We start from the raw sequence: 21,336 nt of genomic DNA, 5'->3' as shown, positions 1-21,336 counted from the left end.
CTAATTTCTCAACTTTCACAAAATTAATATCTGTGGAAATATAGAAATATTTTGCTCAGTTCATATCTGCTAGTCTTCTCAGATAATAGTTGCCCCTAAAAAATTCTCAATATACTAATTATTCAGCAGAGGTACTTAACTATTTATTGCAGAATTTATCCTAATTTCTCAACTCTCACAAAAATTAGTATCTGTGGAAATTTTTGAGGATTAGGGAAATATTTTGAATGATTTTTCCTAATTTCTCAACTTTCACAAAATTAATATCTGTGGAAATATAGAAATATTTTGCTCAGTTCATATCTGCTAGTCTTCTCAGATAATAGTTGCCCCTAAAAAATTCTCAATATACTAATTATTCAGCAGAGGTACTTAACTATTTATTGCAGAATTTATCCTAATTTCTCAACTCTCACAAAAATTAGTATCTGTGGAAATTTTTGAGGATTAGGGAAATATTTTGAATGATTTTTCCTAATTTCTCAACTTTCACAAAATTAATATCTGTGGAAATATAGAAATATTTTGCTCAGTTCATATCTGCTCGTATTTTCCAGTAATAGTCGCCTCTGAAAAATTCTCAATATACTAATTCTTCAGCAGAGGTACTTAACTATTTATTGCAGAATTTATCCTAATTTCTCAACTCTCCCAAAAATTAGTATCTGTGGAAATTTTTGAGGATTAAGGAAATATTTTGAATAATTTTTCCTAATTTCTCAACTTTTACAAAATTAATATCTGTGGAAATATAGAAATATTTTTCTCAGTTCATATCTGCTCGTATTTTCCGGTAATAGTCGCCTCTGAAAAATTCTCAATATACTCATTATTAGACATCTCCTCCAAAAGAGGGAACAGGCAACAAGGAACAGGGAGAAATAATTGATAATTTATAGATAATAATTGATTTAATTTTTGATTTTTGGAGATGTCTATTTACCAGATACACTTACTATTTATTGCCATGTTATTGTGCTGGAGTTGAGACAACTTCTGATTTTTTCTCCTCTGGCAAAATATGACTCATTACCTGAGTTACAAAAGATTTTAAGAAATTATTTTGTTGAGTTTGGCTAAATACACTTTGTATAATTTTGCTTAATTTATCTATATTCATAGAATTACTATTTGTTTGAGTTTGAAAATATTCTACTAAACTAATACCTGCAACTCTTGTTAGATAAGCAGCACTTACAGCTTGAACTGCACCGCCAGCTACAAAAGTTACAGTATTACTTTTCAGAATAGTAGTTAATGTTTTTGTCGAAAGTTCTACTAAGCCTAATTTTAGCATTAGCTCTGCAATAGTTCCTGCTACTTGTTTGCCTTGTTCGAGGGAAAATTTTTGCTCATATATAGCACTTAAATCTACTATTAACTGAGAATTTATAGCTGCCGTTGCTAATAAGTCTAAAGCTGGAACTGGATTAGCAAATGCTGTTGCTGCAGCGATCCATTGATACTGTTCAATTATCGGAATAGCACGTTCTCGCCTGACCTGATTTAATATACTCTTGGCTTCCAGTGTAACTATTTGTGCTTTTCTTTTAGTAGTTGCCCAGACTAATTTTTCTGTTTCTTTTTCTAATGTTTGATTCAATTTTTCTATCAATCCAGATATTTCTGGTAATGGTTGTTCTGTAGATTCTTGAATACTCCCATCTGGCTGATGTTTGCGGACTTTAACAGAGTTAGGTTTAGTAGAAATTCCTACTAAATTTTCTTCTGAGTTAATAGTAGATAAAGTCTCTTTCAGTTTCTGTAATATCTGGGGTTTTTGGTCTGGTAAATATTGGTCTTGTTTATTCCAAACTAGGATAAAACTTTGACCGAGAGATGTTAATTTTGATAATGCTTGATATTCTGAATCTGTTAAGTCACCTGTAATAACAAATAAGATGAGGTCGTAAGGTGAAAGAGGATTAAGTTGAATATTTTCATCTTTTGTTATCCATTCTTCCTGCCATGTTAAATCGCTAATTTCTAACTTTTTAGAATTAGTGGATAGCCATTGAGAATTCAATATTTCAGTTAAAGAAGTTTTACCTACTCCTCGATAACCAGTCACTACCATACTTAATTCTTTTCTTTCTAGTTCATTAGTAAGTGTGGTTGCTTGCTGACGTAATTGGCTAATTTTTTCAGATTTATTAGTACTTTTAATTTCCTGAAAAACCTTATCTATAGTAATAACTGATAAAGCGATCGCTTCCTGTGCTGCTTCTTTTGTTGGTGGTGCAATTAGAGTTTGTCTCTGGAGTGTTTTAGACTGTGGTTTTTTTAACAACAAAACTCCTAGACCTGCTGCCATAATTCCTAACATAGTAGCTCCGCCAAATTCTGCCACGGAATGTTGGACACTATCTAATAACCATAACAGTAGAGATAATCCGATGCCTCCTACTAATATTGGTCTTTGTAATTTTATAGTCATTTTTATTATCCTCAGAAACTTCCTTAGTTATTCATTTTATCATGTTCAACTTATTACTATATTAACTCTTCTTCTTCGCTATTTTTATAATCAATCTATGATTAAGTTATTTAGCTGTATTGATAAATGTTTACTAAAAATAGCTAGGGTATTTCTTAGAAGTCAACCCACCCCTACTGCTCCCACGAGGGGAAGTCAGGAGTCAGAATGAAACTTCAGTACCATTTTTTAGGTAGGAATTCTCTTTTTTGTCAAAGAGACATCTCCTGCACTTGTCTTTATAATCACACTTAATTATTCGTAAAATTCTTTTTTCATACAGGGTATTAGTTTAATTTTAACAAGCTCATACCAAGCACAATAAATGTTTGTTACAAATTGTAGGGACGTTGCATACAACGTCCCTATAGATTAGGGGGAAAGAATTTATGTATAGAAGCTATTTGATAGCTATTTAAAAAGATATCAGGAGTATTTTTTTCCCTTGTACCTTCCCTCCACCTTCTGACTCCTGACTTTGTCCTCCTGACTCCTGACAAAAAAACTGAATCGCCGACAAAGATACTAAATTGGTTCTATAATTCTCCGTCCCTCCTGACTCCTACCCTTACCACTCATACTTTTTCAGCAAACCCTAATTAATGGTAAATGGGATATATATCATCTATTTTTTATGGTTGTTCTTAATACCAATTATCAAAAATCATCCAAGACTTTCTTCAAGACTTCAGTTATTAAAAAATAAGTCATAAACGGCAATGTTTTTAACGATTTATTTGCCAAGATTTAAGATATCTTATTCGGTCAAACTCTGCCCCTACTCTCAAGAAGATGTAGCAAAAATGTTGAAATTTGGTATTAATAAATAAAATCTATAGAACAACCTACTCAACTATCTGCAAATATCCCTTTTAATTGTGATATCTCCCACACTATAGCGTCAGCTATAGTGTGGGCTTCTCGTTTGGTAGCCCCGGTATCCCGTCGGGCAAGGGCGTGCTTTAAGGACGTCTGGGCCCTACCGCCCTATTTTTTATATTTATCGCCGCATTTAAGTCGCGGTCTATTACTATGCCGCAATCTAACCAAAATAAGATGGCTCATTACCTGGTTTCCATTTAATATTACAACCTATACTTGGCTTTTGTTCTTCACCTGCAGATTTTCCTGCTAAAACTGCATCTAAAGCTGCTCGTAAATCACTTCCTGTGACTGGTTGATTATTAGTAGGACGACTATCATCTAATTGTCCTCTATATACTAATTTAAAATCAGCATCAAATAGGAAAAAATCTGGAGTACAAGCAGCAGTATAAGATTTTGCAACTTCTTGAGTTGCATCGAAACAGTAGGGAAAATTAAACCCTAATTCTAATGCCATTTCCTTTAGTTTATCTGGAGAATCATCAGGATGAGTTTCAGTATCATTGGAACTAATAGCTACAATTCCTAAATTTTTTGGAACGTAATCTTCTCCAATTTTAGCAAGTTCTAATTGAACGTGTTTCACAAAAGGACAATGACGGCAAATAAACATAATTAAGAGTGCTTTTTTTCCCTCAAATGTTGATAGGGAAATGATTTGCTCGGAAACTACATCTTGTAACTGAAAATTTGGAGCTGGAGTTGCTAATGTCAGCATTGTAGAAGCGGTTAAAACCATAGTTATTCCTGTATATTTTTCTTTCTAAAAAAACTATAGCAGGTAACAGGCAACAGGCAACAGTGGGAAAAGCATTCCTTTGTCTAAGGTTCATCATCAATATAAGTCAAACACCAACTCGTTTCTTGGCATACCACATTTTTAGCAACTTAATCAAAACTAGACAATTTTTATCTTGAGAACTACTGAAATTTTTTTCACTACAACAAATCTCTAATACCAATTATTGCCCCATAAATTCCACAAAAAATCTACGAGAGATTTATTTTGATAAAAACCAGTATCCATCATATTTCTATCTGTAATTTATAGATTTACTCACTTTATTTCTTATTGCTTATTACTTGAAAAATATTTGAGATAATTAAGGTACTAAGCTATTCCTTCTTCCTTCCTCCTTACTTCTTCTTCCTTACTTCTTCCCCCTTACCTCTTACCTCTTCCCTCTTCCCTCTTCCCTCTTCCCTCTTCCTTCTTCCTTCTTCCTTCAAGATACTCTTTGTAATGGAATTTCAACTCTGAAAGTAGTTCCTTTGCCTACTTCAGTTGCAAAATCTATTGTTCCACTATGAAGCTCTACACACTGTTTAACAATTGCTAATCCTAATCCTGTTCCTGCTATTTTACCTACATTACTTGCTCTGTAAAAAGATTCAAACAATTTTTTTTGATTTTCAACTGGAATACCTATTCCTTTGTCTTCGATCAGAAAAATAGCTCTTCGATCATTTAAAGTTAACTGAAAATTAACCTCTCCTCCTCTAGGCGAATACTTAATAGCATTTGATAATAAATTATTTAAGATATGCCGAATTAGTTTCTCATCTATTAAGAAAAATATCGCATCATTCTTGTTCGACTTAGGTGGAGATTTCTGTTTGAATTTTTTGTTAATTGTTAAACTTATTATATGCTTATCGCTAGCAGTAACTTTGATAGATTCAGTAATATGAGAACAGACTTTAATCAAATCAACAGGTGCTGGTTTATATTTCAGTTTTCCAGCATCTGCTTTACCAATAAATCGGACATCATTTAGCAATTCAAGCATTTCTTGTGTAGACTCTTCAATATACACTAAATATTGATCTTTTTCAGCTTCAGTAATTTCAGATTCATAGGATCTTAGTAATTGACTAGATAATAATACTGTATTTAGAGGATTACCAAATTCGTGAGTAACCATTGAAAAAAAACGACCCCTTAGTTCTCTTAAATCTCGTTCTTGTTCTAAAGCTTGACGTATTTCCTCTTCCTCTTTTTTGCGTTCTGTAATATTTCGACCTATATAAACAAAATTATGTATTCCTTCTACATTTGTTTGAATCACTGAACAAGAAAGTTCAACAATAATTTTATCACCTGTTTTATTCTGACAAATTAATTCTACATCTTGAGAAATTTGTTCTTTTAAAAATAAATATTTTTGGCGTGCTTTATGTAGTAATTCTTCCTTGGGAATAACCATAGAAATATTTTGACCTACCAATTCTTCTTTTGTATAATCAAACAAAATTTCGGCTGCACGGTTAACAGTTTTAATTACCCCCGAACTTGTTGTTACTAATAAAGCATCCGCCATAGAAGTAATAATTTTATTGATATAATCCTCAGAAGCAGCTAAAGAACTTAATAAAAGATTAGATTCATTTGAATTTTGAACTAACTGCTGCTGCATTACCATTTTTTCCGTTACATCTTCGACGAATACAAATAAGTTTTTTTCTCGAATATTTTCATTAAAATCTGCAATTATAGATATATTGATATACAGAGGAGATTTCTTTTCCAAAGACCTAGCAACTCCTTCATATTCAAAACTTTCTCTCTGCCCATTAATCACTTCCTCCAGAAATTCTTCAACTCCTGCTAATTCTGGAAAGCTATGACGAATATCTTCACCTAAAACTGCTAATTTTGGAGGAGCGGCAAATCTGTTTAACCCATAAGATACCTCTAAAATTTTTAACTCGGAATTAATTATCAAATACTCAGTTTGACGAGATGCTAAAAGTTTTTTTAATAGGTTAATCATGGGTCTTATCAGTTATCAGTTATCAGTTATCAGTTATCAGTTATCAGTTAGCCTCCTCTGGAGGAACTACACTAACAGTACCTCTGCAATAAGGAGGCTTGATATCAGGAATATTCTCTTTTTTTTATCCCCTTCAAAAGGGAAACTTTAGACCACAATTTCTCAGTAATTTCTATTATTTATTTTTGCATAGATAATTTTATCAAAATAATTGGGTCGCGCAACCCCGTCTTTTAAGGCGAAATATTTTTGGAGAGTTGCTGAAATACCCGTTACAAAAATAACTTCTGACTTCTGACTTCTAACTTCTGACTTCATTAATCATCCTATTTTTTCCAGCATTCTATATGATAATTTTTCAAATATCTCATCTACATTCTCCCCAGTTTTAGCCGATGTAGAATATGTTGCTATAACCCTTTCATCTTCCTGAACCTCGAATTTTGATAATAGTTGATTGATTATTTCTGCATCAACTAAATCAGATTTATTTAAAGCCAATATAACTACACTTTTAGGATTTACTGATAAAAATAAATCTAATCTTTCCGAAAGATTTTCGATAGTTTCTTGGCGAGTGACATCTGCTACAACTATTGCCCCACTAGCTCCTTGTAAATAACTAGGAGCGATCGCCTTAAATTTAGTATGACCTTCTAGATCCCAAATTAATAGCTGCAAAAAATTATTTTTTTCTACTTCTATTTTGGGTAAATCAACTTTTTTACGAGAAATTTTTACCCCTACCGTAGAAAGATATTGGTCACTAAACTGTCGATCGACAAACTTACGAATAAGACTAGTTTTTCCCACACCAAAATCACCAACAAGACAAATTTTTTTCGATATCATATTTCTAGCTAGTTGTCTTTTTCACTTGGTTCAAACAAATCAAATGTTACGCACCTACTCAATAATAATGGTTGATTGTACTCCACACCTTGAGGAGAGTTTGTTTGTCCAGTTACTTCTAATCGTCTGGCATCTACTCCCTGTTTTACCAAAGCATCCCTGACTGTATATGCTCGTTCAAGGGCCAATTCCTCGTTGATATTGGGATTGCCAGTACGATCTGTATGACCTACTATCCTAAGATGTTTTTGAGGATATTGGGTAAGAAATTCTTGAATCTGGGCCATTGTGTCTATGTATACAGGCTTAAGTTGGGCTGAATCAAGCTCGAAGTAGATGCGGGTTTTCAGTTTGAGTGGGCTGAGTTTAGTTGTGCCGATTACTGATTGTACTCCAGGAACTTGCTCAATTTTACTAATAATCATTTGAGAATCTGCCATATCCATCACTGTTCCTTTGACTGTAACTCTACCTTTTCCATATTCAGTGCTGATGGACACACCTTCCATTTGATTTAATACTCTTGTAAGTCTATCTACCTCATCGCTGATTTCTGAAGGTCTTCTCACAGCTATTATTTGATTGTTTACTTCTATTTGATTATTTACTTCTAAATTGTAGAGACTAGCTTCTTCTTTAGCTATTTTTGCTGCTTTATTTCGTAGATTTTTATTTGGCAGTTGTCCAGTTAAAATTAAGGAACCTTGCTCTACTTTTGTATCTATTCTATAAATAGCGAACTCCGGAATATTAGACCAAGCTTCCTTAGTTCTTGCTTCAATACCACGATAAAGTCTACTGTAATATTGATGGATACCCCAAGGTATGAATATTAAGCCCAAAATTAATCCACAAACCATTAACAAAGCAGTGGGAGTTTTGGAAACTTGTAATTTCTGATTTTCTTGTACATCTTCTGTTTCAATTAATGACTTTAATAACAACTGAATTGAGGGAGGAATAGTATCAGAGTCTCCTGCAAAATTTTTAATATATTTACCATAATCAATAATAATGTTACTCAAGACTTGTCGTAATTTTTTGATAAATGATTTGTTTGTTTGCCCTCTTATTACTACTGCTAAATAACAATATCCTGCAACTTCTAAGATGATTTTTGAATCCCCATATTCAATTTCATTTAGTTCAGAAATATCTCCAGACTGAGCAATACAATCATTCACAAAACTCTGAATAGCTGTTAACATTCCTGCTAGCATTTCTGATTCCAATCTATCTCGTCCAGAATGTTGAACTTCAGAAATTACTAAGCCAGATTCTTTGTGGATGAGAAACACTGCTTGGACAGTAAAAATCATTACTTCTGATATTATTAATTCTGCCTCTGAAACTCCTTGTAAAGTTGCTTGAATTTTGCGTCTTATTCCTTTGAAACTAAAGGTATCTGAAATTTTGTCGTTAATTTCTCGAATTGCTTCTGCCATATATTTAGAAATGGTACTGCCAATTACAGGATATAAAGCATCTACTATAGAATTTTGCTCTAAGGTGATTTGATCTTTAATTGCTCTACCCATTTCTGGTGCTAATGCTTGAGAAATTTGTCGCCTATCTATTCTAATTTGTTCTCTAATTGCTGCTCCCATTTCTGGTGCTAATGCTTTGGCAATTTCTTGGGGATAATTCTGTATGGCAGCAGAAATTGCTACTGGCAATAATGGTGCTAATACTTCACTAATTGCCTGTTGGTCTTGCTCTGCTTTTTTGGTAATAATGATGTCTATGATTGGTGCTATTGCATCTGCTATTACTTGAGGTTCTTGTTTGATTTGTGTTTCTATTGAAGGTGCTAATAGTGGTGCTAATGATGAAGTTATGGACTGCTGGTCTTGCTCTGTTTTTTTAGTAATAATGATGTCTATAATTGGTGCTACTGCATCTGCTATTACTTGAGGTTCTTGTTTGATTTGTGCTTCTATTGAAGGTGCTAATAATGGTGCTAATGATGAAGTTATTGCTTGTCGATCTTGTCTAAATCTTTTTTGTATAGCTTGCTCAATAACTGGGGCAATTGTCTCTATAACTTCTGCTTCTGTTTGGCCTAAATTTAAGTTTTCTGATAATAAAGGAGTTAGTACATTATTGAATTCATCTTGATTAGAATTAAAATTTTTTACTCCCTGGCTAGTATTTAGTTTCCGAATTAACCTAGCTAACTGAGAACCAAATAAAATATTTTGTAAAGTTTCAAATGCTTCTAGCTCTGTATCATATTCTTGGCGATTATCTGATAATTCTGACAATTTTTGCGGGACAATTAGTTGTTTTTCTATACCTAGTCCTTGTCCTTGATTATTAGCAGATTTACCTTCTACATCAATAACATTATGCTGATTTGACTCTGGTTCTTTTGTGATGCCCTGATAGATTGAATTCTGATTATTTTCTGTTTGATTAACTTCAGTAATTTCCGGATCATCTATATTTTCTTGAGAGGTAATAAATTCTTCTATTAATTCTAACTGAAAATCAATAACATTATGTTGATTTTGCTCTGGTTCTTTTGTGATGCCCTGATAGATTAAATTCTGATTATTTTCTGTTTGATTAACTTCAGTAGTTTCCTGATCATCTATATTTTCTTGAGAGGTAATAAATTCTTCTATTAATTCTAACTGAAAATCAATAACATTATGTTGATTTTGCTCTGGTTCTTTTGTGATGCCCTGATAGATTAAATTCTGATTATTTTCTGTTTGATTAACTTCAGTAGTTTCCTGATCATCTATATCTTTTTGAGAAGTGATAGATTCCTGAAAATCAATAATATTGTGCTGATTTTGCTCTGGTTCTTTTGTGATGCTCTGATGGATTAAATTCTGATTATTTTCTGTTTGATTAACTTCAGTAGTTTCCTGATCATCTATATCTTTTTGAGAAGTGATAGATTCCTGAAAATCAATAATATTGTGCTGATTTTGTTCTGGTTCTTTTGTGATGCTCTGATGGATTAAATTCTGATTATTTTCTGTTTGATTAACTTCAGTAGTTTCCCGATCATCTATATCTTTTTGAGAAGTGATAGATTCTTCTGTAAAATCAACTAAGTTTAAATCCGCCAATAAATTCAGCAAGCGTCTTAACTGTTCAACCGTTTCTGTATTCAGTTCAACAGATTGATTATTATTTATATTTTGTGAATTATTAGTTGATTTTCCGTTTGAGTAAGCCATCTATCTTCTCATCTCTATCTGATCATCATTGATGATGCTTTTATGATGTTAAAAGCTCTTTTTCTAAATCTTTATCTGCTGCTTTTTTGAGTTCACTGACAAACTCAGTTTTTTTCATTCTCATGCCAACTTCAAACATAATTTCTGCTAAGTCGTCCCGTGATACTTTCACATCATTAAGTAAAGAAAAGCGCTTTTCAAGTTCTTCAAATATTTGGGTTTTCAAATAACTAACATCATTCTGTAATTTCTCTCTTGTTTGTGATAAATCTTCCCGTAGAGAACTTGTTTGATGATCAATAATTTCATTTAATGCTTCTTTAGTCGTAAGAATTTTGCGATTTACTCGCTCAATTTGTTGCTTAGTTTCAACAACATCTTCTTGAGTATTTTGAATATTCAAATTAATATTACTAATCTTTTTCTCTATAGAATCTACTTTAGCCTGAAGTTCCGTAGAAAAAACACTTTTAACCTGTTCTATTTGATTTTTAGTTTCTTGTTTCGCTAAAGATAATTCTGATTCTAGCTTTTCAAAACGATTTTCGTACTCTCTGAGCTTAGAACCAAAGATTATATCACGAATTTTGTCAATATTTCCTAGTCTCTCACGCATTTCTTCTTTGCTTAATTCGGCCATATTTTCCCCTTATGTTACGAACTGCAAAAGTTCTGGATAAATGTTAAAAATATACTTTCTGATTTTACCACTTAGTTTAGTCTTTTACCGGATTGATCTATTTACGATATTATATTAAAGTTAGTCATACTTTTAACTTTAACTGTACAGCTTAATAATGACCAGGAAGAATGAAGAATAAAAAATAACAGGAAAAAAGGTGAAACTTTTACATCCATATCAATGTCTATTTCCAATACAATTTTTTGACAACCTATGAGACAGACGCAAGCGGTCGTTTTGCTGGCCCAGAGCTTTCCTATCGGAATACCACCAACGCTAAAAGCTGGCGCATAACTATGTTAACGGTGAGCTTCTTACAGAGGATCTCAAGCGATCGCCGATGTGGAAAATTCCACATGACAAACTGAGAAATAAGAGCTTCTCATAAGGTGGGAGAGAGAAAATATCAAATCTAAATGATTCTTAGCTTAATGGTCCTGCAAGAGAATGATAAAAAGTATACCAACAATAGTATTGAATTAACGGTTGTAGTTGAAAAATGTCCAAAAGAATATTTGTATATTTGAGACATCTAAATAAGAAATCAAATTAATATATCGCACTATTATTTATCAATTCTTTCCACCTACTAGACTGATACAGCTAAAACCGTGAACTCTTATTTTTGTTTCTAGGTGTCTTTATCCCCCCACCCTCCCAGGGCTAATTCTTTGTCGTAGCGAGAATATTTACAACCCTATATTTTTTTAAGATCCTGTGCTTCCCACACTCCCCACACTCCCCACACTCCCCACACTTTCCACACTTTCCACACTTCCCACACTTCCCACACTTTCCACACTTCCCACTCTCCCCACACTCAACATCTAATCCACCATTTGCACCATTTAAGGTGTGTCAGTCCACTACTCCCTCAGACATCAATCAGTCAGAAGTCAAAAATTAGAAGTTAGTTGGCAATTATCCGATGAAAAATTCGGCTCGCTGTAAACTAGAACTAATGTACCTTTAAATTTTCAATAGCAGTCAGCAGTTAGATGTCAGCGGTCAGCATTAGGACTTTTTTTTATGCCTTGGGGATATCAACCCCGACTCAACTATCCAGCGTATTAGTTGCCGGGGTATAAACCCAAGGTCAAAAAGCTGATAGCTGTTTGCGGAGCATTCCGGTACGGAAAATGCTGAAATGCTGACCGCTAGTTAACTTTTGACTTAATTCAAAAATCTATGACTACAACTGTACAAGTAAAAACAGAGTATGAAGCAATTATTGGTCTAGAAACCCATTGTCAACTTAGTACCCAAACCAAAATTTTCTCCGCTTCATCCACAGAATTCGGTGCCCCACCAAATAGCAATATTGACCCAATATGTATGGGAATGCCTGGAGTATTACCCGTACTTAATCAAAAAGTTCTAGAATATGCGGTAAAAGCAGGACTGGCCCTCAATTGTCAAATAGCACCCTATAGTAAATTTGACCGTAAACAATATTTCTACCCTGACTTACCCAAAAATTATCAGATTTCTCAGTATGACCTACCCATTGCCGAAAATGGTTGGCTAGAAATAGAAATAGTAGAAGAAGATGGCACTGCAACCCGCAAAAAAATCGGCATTACCAGACTACACATGGAAGAAGATGCAGGTAAGTTAGTCCATGGAGGAAGCGATCGCCTATCTGGGTCAACCTATTCAATGGTGGACTATAATCGTGCAGGTGTACCATTAGTAGAAATTGTATCAGAACCGGATATACGTTCTGGACTAGAAGCTGCAGAATATGCTCAAGAGCTACAGCGAATTGTCCGCTACCTTGGTGTGAGCGATGGTAATATGCAGGAAGGTTCTCTACGATGCGATGTGAATGTTTCTGTACGACCTGTGGGCCAAAAAAAGTTTGGTACAAAGGTAGAAATCAAAAATATGAATTCCTTTAGTGCTATACAACGAGCGATCGAATATGAAATTCAACGGCAAACTGAAGCTATTGAAGCAGGGGAAAAAATTGTTCAAGAAACTAGACTCTGGGAAGAGGGTTCTCAACTTACTATTAGTATGAGGGTTAAGGAGGGTTCTAGTGATTATCGTTATTTTCCTGAACCTGATATTCCACCTATTGAAGTTTCGACTCAGCAGTTAGATGCTTGGAAAGTAGAATTACCAGAGTTACCTGCACAAAAACGTCATCGTTATGAGAGTCACTTAGGTTTATCTGCTTATGATACTCGCGTGCTTACTGATGACCGCAAAGTAGCAGAATATTTTGAAGCAACAGTTGCAGCGGGAGGAAATGCAAAACAAGCTGCTAACTGGGTAATGGGGGATATTACTGCTTATTTGAAAAATGAAAAAATTAGCATCACTGATATTGGCCTTAAACCAGAAAATCTGGCCGAGCTAACTACAATTATTGAAGATGGTACTATCAGTGGCAAAATTGCTAAGGATATTCTGCCAGAATTATTATCAAAAGGTGGTTCTCCTAAAGAATTAGTTGAGAAAAAAGGTTTGATTCAAATATCAGATACTAATGCAATAGAAGCAATTATTGATGAAGTTTTAGCAGCACATCCAGAAGAGTTAGAAAAATATCGTGGTGGTAGAACTAAACTTAAAGGTTTCTTTGTTGGGCAAGTGATGAAGAAAACTCAAGGACGTGCCGATCCAAAGATGACAAATCAATTAATTTCTAAGAAGTTAGAAGGGTAAATATTAATTAATAATTAATAATTAATAATTAATAATTAATAATTAGGGTTTGCTGATTAAATCTAAAAGTATTGACATATAAAGGCAAGTGTCTTTTTGGGATCGAAAAAAGTGCAAATTTTTCAGCTTTTTATGCTTAAAAAGTTAGTATTTTAGGCGCATAGTTGGGCAGAAAAATCATTCTTACAATTCTTACTCCTACCTCCTCGCTCCCGAGCCTTTTCTCCTGTCTTCCCCTCCCCTCCTGGGAGGGGCTAGGGGTGGGTTGTCTCCTGTCTCCTACCCTCACCCATAAGACTAGTGAAGCGCAAACCCTAATTATTGCTCTGCTGATTAAATATCAAAGCATTGACTGATATTGCTTTGAGGCAATTTATGTCTGGAAAAAGTATGAGCTTTTCACAAGCTATTGTGAAAAAAGTGAGGATTTTCACTGAAGCAAAAGCCGAAAAATCACTCTGACTATTTTTTTTGCCACTGACTCTGTAATTCCCATTTATTCTACGCCCTAACTACTCCCTACTCCCTACTCCCTAACCCAGCAAAAAGACTTTTTCAGCAAACCCTAATTAATACTTTCTTCTAAAGCCTTTTTCGCTAGTCGGGTTAAATAAATAGTTACTAAAACTGTGGAAATTAAACCAACAATATTAATTATCCATTTAGTTACTTCTACAGTAAAATTTGTGGGTTGTTGAGACGTACCAATTAAAGTAATATCTCCTATTATAGAACCAATATAAACATACATTATTGTTCCTGGAATCATCCCTAAAGAACCCAAAATATAATCTTTTAAAGAAACCTGCATGACACCAAAAGCGTAATTCAAAAGATTAAAAGGAAATAAAGGACAAAGTCTAGTTAAAAAAACAATTTTAAATCCTTCTTTAAGCACAGCTAGATTGACGACTTGAAATTTTGGATGTTGATGTAATTGTTGGTAAACCCAATCGCGAGATATATACCGTCCGATAATAAAAGCTATTGTAGCGCCTAAAGTTGAAGCAAAAAAAACATAAATAGCTCCCCAGATAACTCCAAATATTACTCCTCCTCCTATAGTTAAAACCAAACCAGGAATTAATAGTAAGGTAGCTAAATTATAAATAATTATGAAAGCGATCGGACTCCAAATACCTAGATTTTCAATCCAGATTAATATATTTTTTAAAAGTTCCGGTAGGTTAAAATATTTGGCTACAATAATTAAGCTTATAACTACAAGAAATAACAAAAAAAACTTGCAAAGTTTTTTGAATTTTCTCTGGGCATGAGTATTTCTAAATATATTCATTTCTAAATATTACCGAAAAAATCCATGAATATTTCTGAATATTTTCCCTAAATGTCTTGATGAAGTTTCCCGACTTTACTGATTTTTTATTCCTTCTTCAATAACTCATAACCAAACTTTTAATGTGAATAAATTATAAAATATCATGCTCAAATTATTCTTGTCTTAGTTAACTATGAATTTTTACTGAGAATAATTACTGGAGGAATAAATAACTAAAATCATCCCTCTCCATAGCTTAGTTTCATAAAAATACAATTGCTATACCTAAAATAATTATCACTACCTGTGCAAAATTAGTTGAAAATTTGTAAGTAGGGAGGAGGGAGTAGGGCATAAAAAATATGCTTAAATACTGAATTTTAAGAATATTTGATTAGCGATCGCCTGCCTAAAAATTGTCAATTAAAATACATAAATATAATTATAATAAATCTTTAACCAAAACTTAAATTGATTTTAATTATTATCTGTTACTCTTAACAAAGATTTTTTTTTACAGATTGAAAAAAACTTAACTCAATGAATTTATATTATCGTATTTTCTGGAGTACAGTCTTAATATTAGCTAGTATCTTAACTACAAATAAAACCATCTTAGCTTCTACCAAAAATACCAGCCTTTTGATTGACTCTAATAATAATAACTCTTATAAAAGTCTTGTAGAAAAAGCAGAAAATTTAGCCAAAAATACAATCAATCAAGAATTTAAAAATAATCCCGAAATCACAGAAATTACTATCACTATATTAGGAGAGCGTCAGAGTCAAATAGTACCTATTCTACGTTCAAAAATATCTCGTGCTGAATGGCAAAAAAATGCAGAAATTGACAATTTGACTAGATATTTTGCCGATGCCAAATATTTACTAAAATTTGATAATGATAATCAAGATACACCCAAAACTCAACCTCAAACTCCTGACTCTTCTCCTCAAATTCCAGCCCCACCTCCACCATCACCCAATACTCAACCTATAGTTCCTCAGCCTTCAAAAAAATCTCCCACACCACCTACATCTAAACCTCCAATATTTCCTTCTGATGAAGAAGACTCCGAAATAGATGATTAATAGCAGGAAAGTATTCAACAATTAATAATTAATAATTAATAATTACCTCTTCTTTTCAAGGAGAGGATTTACTCAAAGGAAAAATTTTTATTATTTCTCTTTTAAATAAAGGAAAGGCTTTAAATCTTAATTATTACTCTGCTGATTAAATCTAAAAGCATTAACATATAAATACAAGTGCTTTTTTAGTGTCGGAAAAAGTGCGCCTGTTTCAGTCTAAAACAGTCAAAAAGAAGCGTATTTTAGGCGCATAGTTGGGCATAACAATCTTGGGAAAATTCTTACTCCTACCTCCTAGCTCATTCCTATTTCTCCTGTCTCCCTCTCCCCTCCTAGGAGGGGCTAGGGGTGGGTTGGGAGGTGTTAGGAGTGGGTTGGGAGGTGTTAGGAGTGGGTTGTCTCCTACCCCTACTAAAAGACTGATTTAGCAAATCCTAATTATTAGGTAAACATCAGAATAATATACACTTACTGGCTAAATAATTGCTCAAATTCATTCTCTCCTCAATAACTAAAACCTTCTTCAATTAAGTTCAATAATTAGACTCCATATAACTTTAATCACTCGATAAAATTGAAAGAAAATATAATCAAATATCTTCCCAATACTTGCTCAATTAAATCAATTAACCAAAAATTAAACAAGACTTTAACCAAACTTAAACAAACAATAAACTAACTATAAATTTGTTTAGGTAAACTTCTGAAGGCAGTATAAAAAAAACAACTATATAAACACAATTTCTAGGTAAAAAATACTGCTAGCAATAGATTTAGAAACCGTAATCTACCACCTCTTGCACAGAAGAGAACTCAATAAAATTTTATGTCCAGACTAACTCGTAGAAAACTATTAATGTTTTTCGGATGTAGTGCAGCAGCGACAGCACTATCACCAAAAATTGGCAATTTTTTAGGTAGTAACTCCGAAATAGCTCAAGCTCAAACCGGGGGTCTGAGTTTCACACCACTAAAACTGGCACATCCTTTAGAAGCTTATGAAAATAACCCTAGCTTTGTACCTTTAGGAATAGGTGGAGAAGGAGGTACTATAGAAGCAGGTGTAGATGTAGCACTACAATCCTATCAATACTTCGATGATGTCATAGTACCCCCCGAATATGAAAGGTACGTAATAGTTAGTTGGGGCGATCGCGTATTTCCTAACCCAGAAGAATACTTTGGTTATAACTGCGACTATGTAAGCTTTATCCCTATTAATGGTAATCCTGATGATGGCTACCTATGGGTTAACCATGAGTATGTCTCTTATCCCATATCCTCATTACTAGGCGGTGATGACCTAGCTGGTTTCCCCACAACAGACCAACTTGTACTAGGTTTAGATTTATCTCAAGAGAGCTCCTTCACCCGTGGGGAATTTGCTTATAACCAAGGTGGGTCTATTGTCCGTATCACTAAAGGCGGTAATGGTCGTTATGCTACTGTCGCAGATGATGCTAACCGTCGAGTACACCTCTTATCTGGACTAGGAATTAACTCTGAACGTTCAGATGGTTATCAAAGCGTTACATCTTGGGGTTCAGCTAGCTATCAGACTGGAGACCAAAACTTCTTAATAGGTACTGGACCTGCTGCTACTGATGTATTTCCTCTAAGTTCTGATGGACTAGGTAATAGAATCATTGGTACAGCATTCAACTGTTCTGGTGGTACAACTCCTTGGGGCACAATCTTGACTGCTGAAGAAAACTTCCAAGGTAGCGTTACAGAAGGCGTATTACCTAACGGTACTCAAACTGGTTATGATGAAGATCAAGAGATAGGTTTTATCTTTGGTTTAGTCGGTGAAAAGTATGGCTGGATGGTAGAAATTTCTCCAGCAGACCCAAGTTTCCCAAACAGGAAACATACAGCTTTAGGTCGTTTCCGCCATGAAAATATTGCATTTAGAGTAGAAGCAGGCAGACCATTAGTAGCATATATGGGAGATGACCGTCGTGGTGGCCACACTTGGAAATTTGTGAGTAGTGGTATAGTTTCTAATCCTACTGACCCAAATAATAGCCAATTATTTGAGAGTGGGACCCTTTATGCTGCACGATTAAATCCTGATGGTTCTGGTCAGTGGATACCCTTAGTTCCTAGCACTCCCACTAATCCTCTATCACCAAGCGAGATTGCTCAAGCTGAATTAAACGCTTTTGGTGAAGCTCAAAGAGATGGCCGAATTCGCCTACCTCAACGTGCTGGTATTCCTGGAGCAGAACAGGATGGTGGGTCTTTCATTGTAGACCTGACAAATGAAAGCGTATTATCTAATTATCAGGGAAGGACTCTAGGAGATTTTTACACTAGCCAAGGCGCTATTTTATGTGATGCTTTCTTAGCTGCTAATTTAGTAGGAGCTACTCCTACTTCTCGTCCTGAAGATGTGGAAGTTCACCCTGGTGATGGAAGTGTATTTATTGCCTATACAGATAATGCACCTGGTGGAGATGGATATCCAGATTCCAGAATATTTGTTGTGAGTAAATACTCAGCAGATATTAATGCCGTTCAACAATTTGGCGGTCTGTACCGAATTATTGAAACGAACAGCGATGCTACAAGTCTCACCTTTAGTTGGTCAGTTTTTGAGCAAAGCGGAGAAGATGGTGCTATTAACGGTGCAGGTTTTGCTAATGTGGATAACCTAGAAATTGATACTCTGGGTAATATCTGGGGTGTAACAGATATGTCTACCAGTAATCATAATGGTTTCCGAACTGGTGCTGCTGGAGAGCTAAGAGATATTGACCATACTGCTACTGGAAATGTTTCTAGCCTAACAGGGGTATTTGGTAACAACTGGTTGTTCTATATCCCTGTTGTTGGACCGAATGCTGGATTAGTTGTACCTTTTGCTTATGGTCCTCCTCGTTGCGAAATGACTGGACCATACTTTATCAGAAATGGAAATGTAGATGAGACTCTACTATTAGCTGTACAGCATCCTGGGGAAAGCGCACCTATTGGAGATGGAGTTCAACTAGGTCGGGATATTGAAATGTTAAGTTTGGATGGCACAAGTTTATTCACTCAGCAGCGAAGTGTACCTCGTGGTAGTAATTGGCCTAGTAATACAGGGTACGTAGGTAACCCTGGAGGTAGTTTTAATGGTTTGCTACCGCCAAGACCTTCTGTAATTGGTGTTACTCGTAGGAACGGTGGTGCGTTTGTTTAATATTTTAGCTTGACCCTAGAAGGTCTAGTAGTAGACCGACACAGTTGAAATAGCACTCAGACAGTCAGCGGTCAGCTCTCAAGGCGTATGATGGGGGATTCTCAAGAGAAGCCGCTCCGCGTCTACAAACCTCCATCAACGCACACCACGCCCTTTTTCAAATAAGCTTGGGGGATGTCAAACCCGCCGATTTTAGCTGTTTGCGTAGCATCCCGCAGGGAAGCGCTGATAGCTTGTTAAGCTTGACGCGCCAGTAGTCTCAAACTTATTCCTGGAGATATTTAATCAAAAAAAATATATATATGATTATTTCACTAAAAGTAGTATCATATTAAGATTGATAACTTGTAACAGAAGGAAAAACAAATGGAACTATCTGATTTCATTGAGAAGAAATTGAATGATTATGCAAAATCTATAATTGAGGGAAGTGCAAAAAAAGATGAAATTGCCCTAGGTGAAATGACTTTCTACATGACTTTACGTAGAGCATTAACTGGAAAGGCAACCCTTCAAGATATTGGTATGTTGGATGCTATTAACGATACCTTACAAGAAAAAGGAGTTATCGAACCAGGAAAATCTTTCTACAAATAAAATTTTCAAAGGTTTTATCTGCTGGGGGGAATTTAGAGATTAATAATGCCACTCCTTGAATTTTGCATTAGACATCTCCTCCAAAAGAGGGAGTAGGCAGTAGGCAGTAGGGAGAAATAATTGATAATTTCTGTGTGAGAATTGATTTTATTTTTGATTTTTGGAGATGTCTATTAGAAAAAAGTGGTGAAATTTTGCCATTGCCCAGTTTTAACTTTGTCAGTCCGCTACTTTTGACTTTAAGCACCTAACTAAAATATATTATTTATCCTTAACCTCTTCTTTCATAGGTACAGGAAGTTGAGAAAAATCTGGTAATCTCACAAGCTCCTTTTCCTTTTCTGTAATTGCCAATGGCAGACGTAGAGGTTCAGATTTTTCTTCAATTAAATAAGTAGCTACAGGTAATGTTCTTTCTAAATCATCCAATGCTCTAGGAATTACCATTACAGCATTTAAATCTCCAATTCTTTCTGCTTCGTGCATTCCAGCTTCCACTGCCACTGCCACATTAGAAACCGAACCTCGGACAATAGCAGTACAAAAACCTGCGCCTGTAGTTTCATAAGAAGTCAACTGTACATCGCCAGCTTTGAGCATTGCGTCACAAGCTCCCACCATTGCAGGAAAACCTTTAGTTTCTATTAGACCCACTGCCTTATTTTTAAACTGAGCTGATACTCTACCTTGAGACAATTGAAATAAAAGACTGCCAATAGGTAGTACAGCTTCTAAATTAGCTAAAGGTCGAGGAATCACAGTATGAGAAATCAGTTGTCCAAATTCTTTGGCTGTTTCTGCTCCAGAGTCTATTGCTAAACGAACATCAGCAACACCACCGCGCACTACTGCAGTACAATATCCACTACCAATTTTTTCGTATCCTACCAGAATAACTCCAGATGACTTCAGCATCATATCAGCAGTACCAACTATGGCAGGAAAACTCCGAGTTGTGATTAAACCAAGAGCTGAATCTCCAAAGTTGATTGGGGATTCAAGAGATTCTAGGTTATGGTTATTGTGGGTTTGTATTTTCATTTTCTACCTCTTTATTTCGGCGTAGCAGTGAACCCACCTAAACTCTCTTCAAAATTCTAGCTGATGGTCTTTAGAGCTACTTCAGGAAATTTTTATATGAAATCAAAAATATAAATTAATATAGTTTATCTGATTAGACTTCACTTGAAAAAGACAAAGAGACTTTAAATAATTTTTTGTCCCTGAATGAGAGTCAAGTTTTATCAGTTAGGTCTCTAGGTTTATCAAATTATATTATATTTTTTTTGAAATTAGCAAGCCCTCTATTATCAAAAAATAGTTATATTGTCAACCATCCAATCACTGTTTATCTGCTAAAAATATGCTGCCCTAATACCATGTTCTCAAAAACTTTTCTAAATTGTTTTGAACTGGGGAGTAGGGGAGTAGGGGAGCGGGGGAGAAGTAAACATCAGAATAATTAACATTAAATTTGCTTAAATTAGCAAAAAGGTGTTCAACCTGTGTTAATTACTTAATAACTGAAGTCCTACCTAAGTATAGCATTAATGCATGAAAATTGGTATAAATCATATTGTTTAGTATATCTCAACTAGCATTAATAAACAGTAACAAAAATTGCTATGGCTTTCGGCATCTGCCG

General features: G+C 34.6%; 12 protein-coding genes. 4 read left to right on the top strand and 8 right to left on the bottom strand.

Features of this window, described 5'->3' with window-relative positions; all coding sequences use genetic code 11:
* Nucleotides 1-970 precede the first annotated feature (970 nt).
* From F6K15_RS14460 to F6K15_RS14435, 6 genes are all read right to left on the bottom strand, one after another.
* The gene (locus F6K15_RS14460; RefSeq protein WP_293061791.1) at nt 971-2,437 is read right to left on the bottom strand and encodes a DUF697 domain-containing protein; all 1,467 of its coding nucleotides are present in this window, start codon (nt 2,435-2,437) and stop codon (nt 971-973) included.
* Nucleotides 2,438-3,518: 1,081 nt separating this feature from the next.
* Nucleotides 3,519-4,100: a thioredoxin family protein gene (locus tag F6K15_RS14455; RefSeq protein WP_293061789.1), complete on the bottom strand. Its 582-nt coding sequence runs from the start codon at nt 4,098-4,100 to the stop codon at nt 3,519-3,521.
* A gap of 487 nt (nt 4,101-4,587) precedes the next feature.
* Nucleotides 4,588-6,135 (bottom strand): ATP-binding protein, encoded by a 1,548-nt coding sequence (locus F6K15_RS14450; RefSeq protein ID WP_293061788.1) that lies wholly within the window; start codon nt 6,133-6,135, stop codon nt 4,588-4,590.
* 321 nt (nt 6,136-6,456) lie between these two features.
* A complete protein-coding gene (locus tag F6K15_RS14445) occupies nt 6,457-6,987 on the bottom strand; it encodes a Rab family GTPase (RefSeq protein WP_293061786.1) in 531 nt (176 codons plus the stop codon).
* 8 nt (nt 6,988-6,995) lie between these two features.
* Nucleotides 6,996-10,181, bottom strand: a complete 3,186-nt coding sequence (locus tag F6K15_RS14440; protein WP_293061784.1) for an OmpA family protein — start codon at nt 10,179-10,181, stop codon at nt 6,996-6,998.
* Nucleotides 10,182-10,221: 40 nt separating this feature from the next.
* Nucleotides 10,222-10,821 (bottom strand): hypothetical protein, encoded by a 600-nt coding sequence (locus F6K15_RS14435; protein ID WP_293061783.1) that lies wholly within the window; start codon nt 10,819-10,821, stop codon nt 10,222-10,224.
* Nucleotides 10,822-12,051: 1,230 nt separating this feature from the next.
* Here F6K15_RS14435 and gatB point away from each other — a divergent pair.
* Nucleotides 12,052-13,536 (top strand): Asp-tRNA(Asn)/Glu-tRNA(Gln) amidotransferase subunit GatB, encoded by a 1,485-nt coding sequence (gene gatB, locus F6K15_RS14430; protein WP_293061781.1) that lies wholly within the window; start codon nt 12,052-12,054, stop codon nt 13,534-13,536.
* Between the two features lie 565 nt (nt 13,537-14,101).
* Here gatB and F6K15_RS14425 read toward each other — a convergent pair.
* The gene (locus F6K15_RS14425) at nt 14,102-14,833 is read right to left on the bottom strand and encodes a TVP38/TMEM64 family protein (protein ID WP_293061779.1); all 732 of its coding nucleotides are present in this window, start codon (nt 14,831-14,833) and stop codon (nt 14,102-14,104) included.
* A gap of 522 nt (nt 14,834-15,355) precedes the next feature.
* Here F6K15_RS14425 and F6K15_RS14420 point away from each other — a divergent pair.
* The 3 genes from F6K15_RS14420 (at nt 15,356) to F6K15_RS14410 (ending at nt 19,691) form a co-directional block, all read left to right on the top strand.
* The gene (locus F6K15_RS14420; RefSeq protein ID WP_293061778.1) at nt 15,356-15,907 is read left to right on the top strand and encodes a hypothetical protein; all 552 of its coding nucleotides are present in this window, start codon (nt 15,356-15,358) and stop codon (nt 15,905-15,907) included.
* Nucleotides 15,908-16,733: 826 nt separating this feature from the next.
* Entirely contained in the window at nt 16,734-19,094 is a 2,361-nt protein-coding gene (locus F6K15_RS14415) for a PhoX family phosphatase (RefSeq protein ID WP_293061776.1), read from the top strand.
* A 366-nt stretch (nt 19,095-19,460) separates the two neighbouring features.
* On the top strand, nt 19,461-19,691 hold the full coding sequence (locus tag F6K15_RS14410) for a hypothetical protein (protein WP_293061774.1): 231 nt from the start codon (nt 19,461-19,463) through the stop codon (nt 19,689-19,691).
* 261 nt (nt 19,692-19,952) lie between these two features.
* Here the strand turns inward: F6K15_RS14410 and F6K15_RS14405 are convergent, their stop codons facing one another.
* Nucleotides 19,953-20,732 (bottom strand): carbon dioxide-concentrating mechanism protein CcmK, encoded by a 780-nt coding sequence (locus F6K15_RS14405; RefSeq protein ID WP_293061773.1) that lies wholly within the window; start codon nt 20,730-20,732, stop codon nt 19,953-19,955.
* Nucleotides 20,733-21,336: the final 604 nt, after the last annotated feature.

It is taken from the genome of Okeania sp. SIO2B3, assembly GCF_010672525.1.
Classification (GTDB): domain Bacteria; phylum Cyanobacteriota; class Cyanobacteriia; order Cyanobacteriales; family Microcoleaceae; genus Okeania.
The sequence above is the reverse complement of the archived record's forward strand: the minus strand, read 5'-3'. Positions and strand labels throughout refer to the sequence as shown.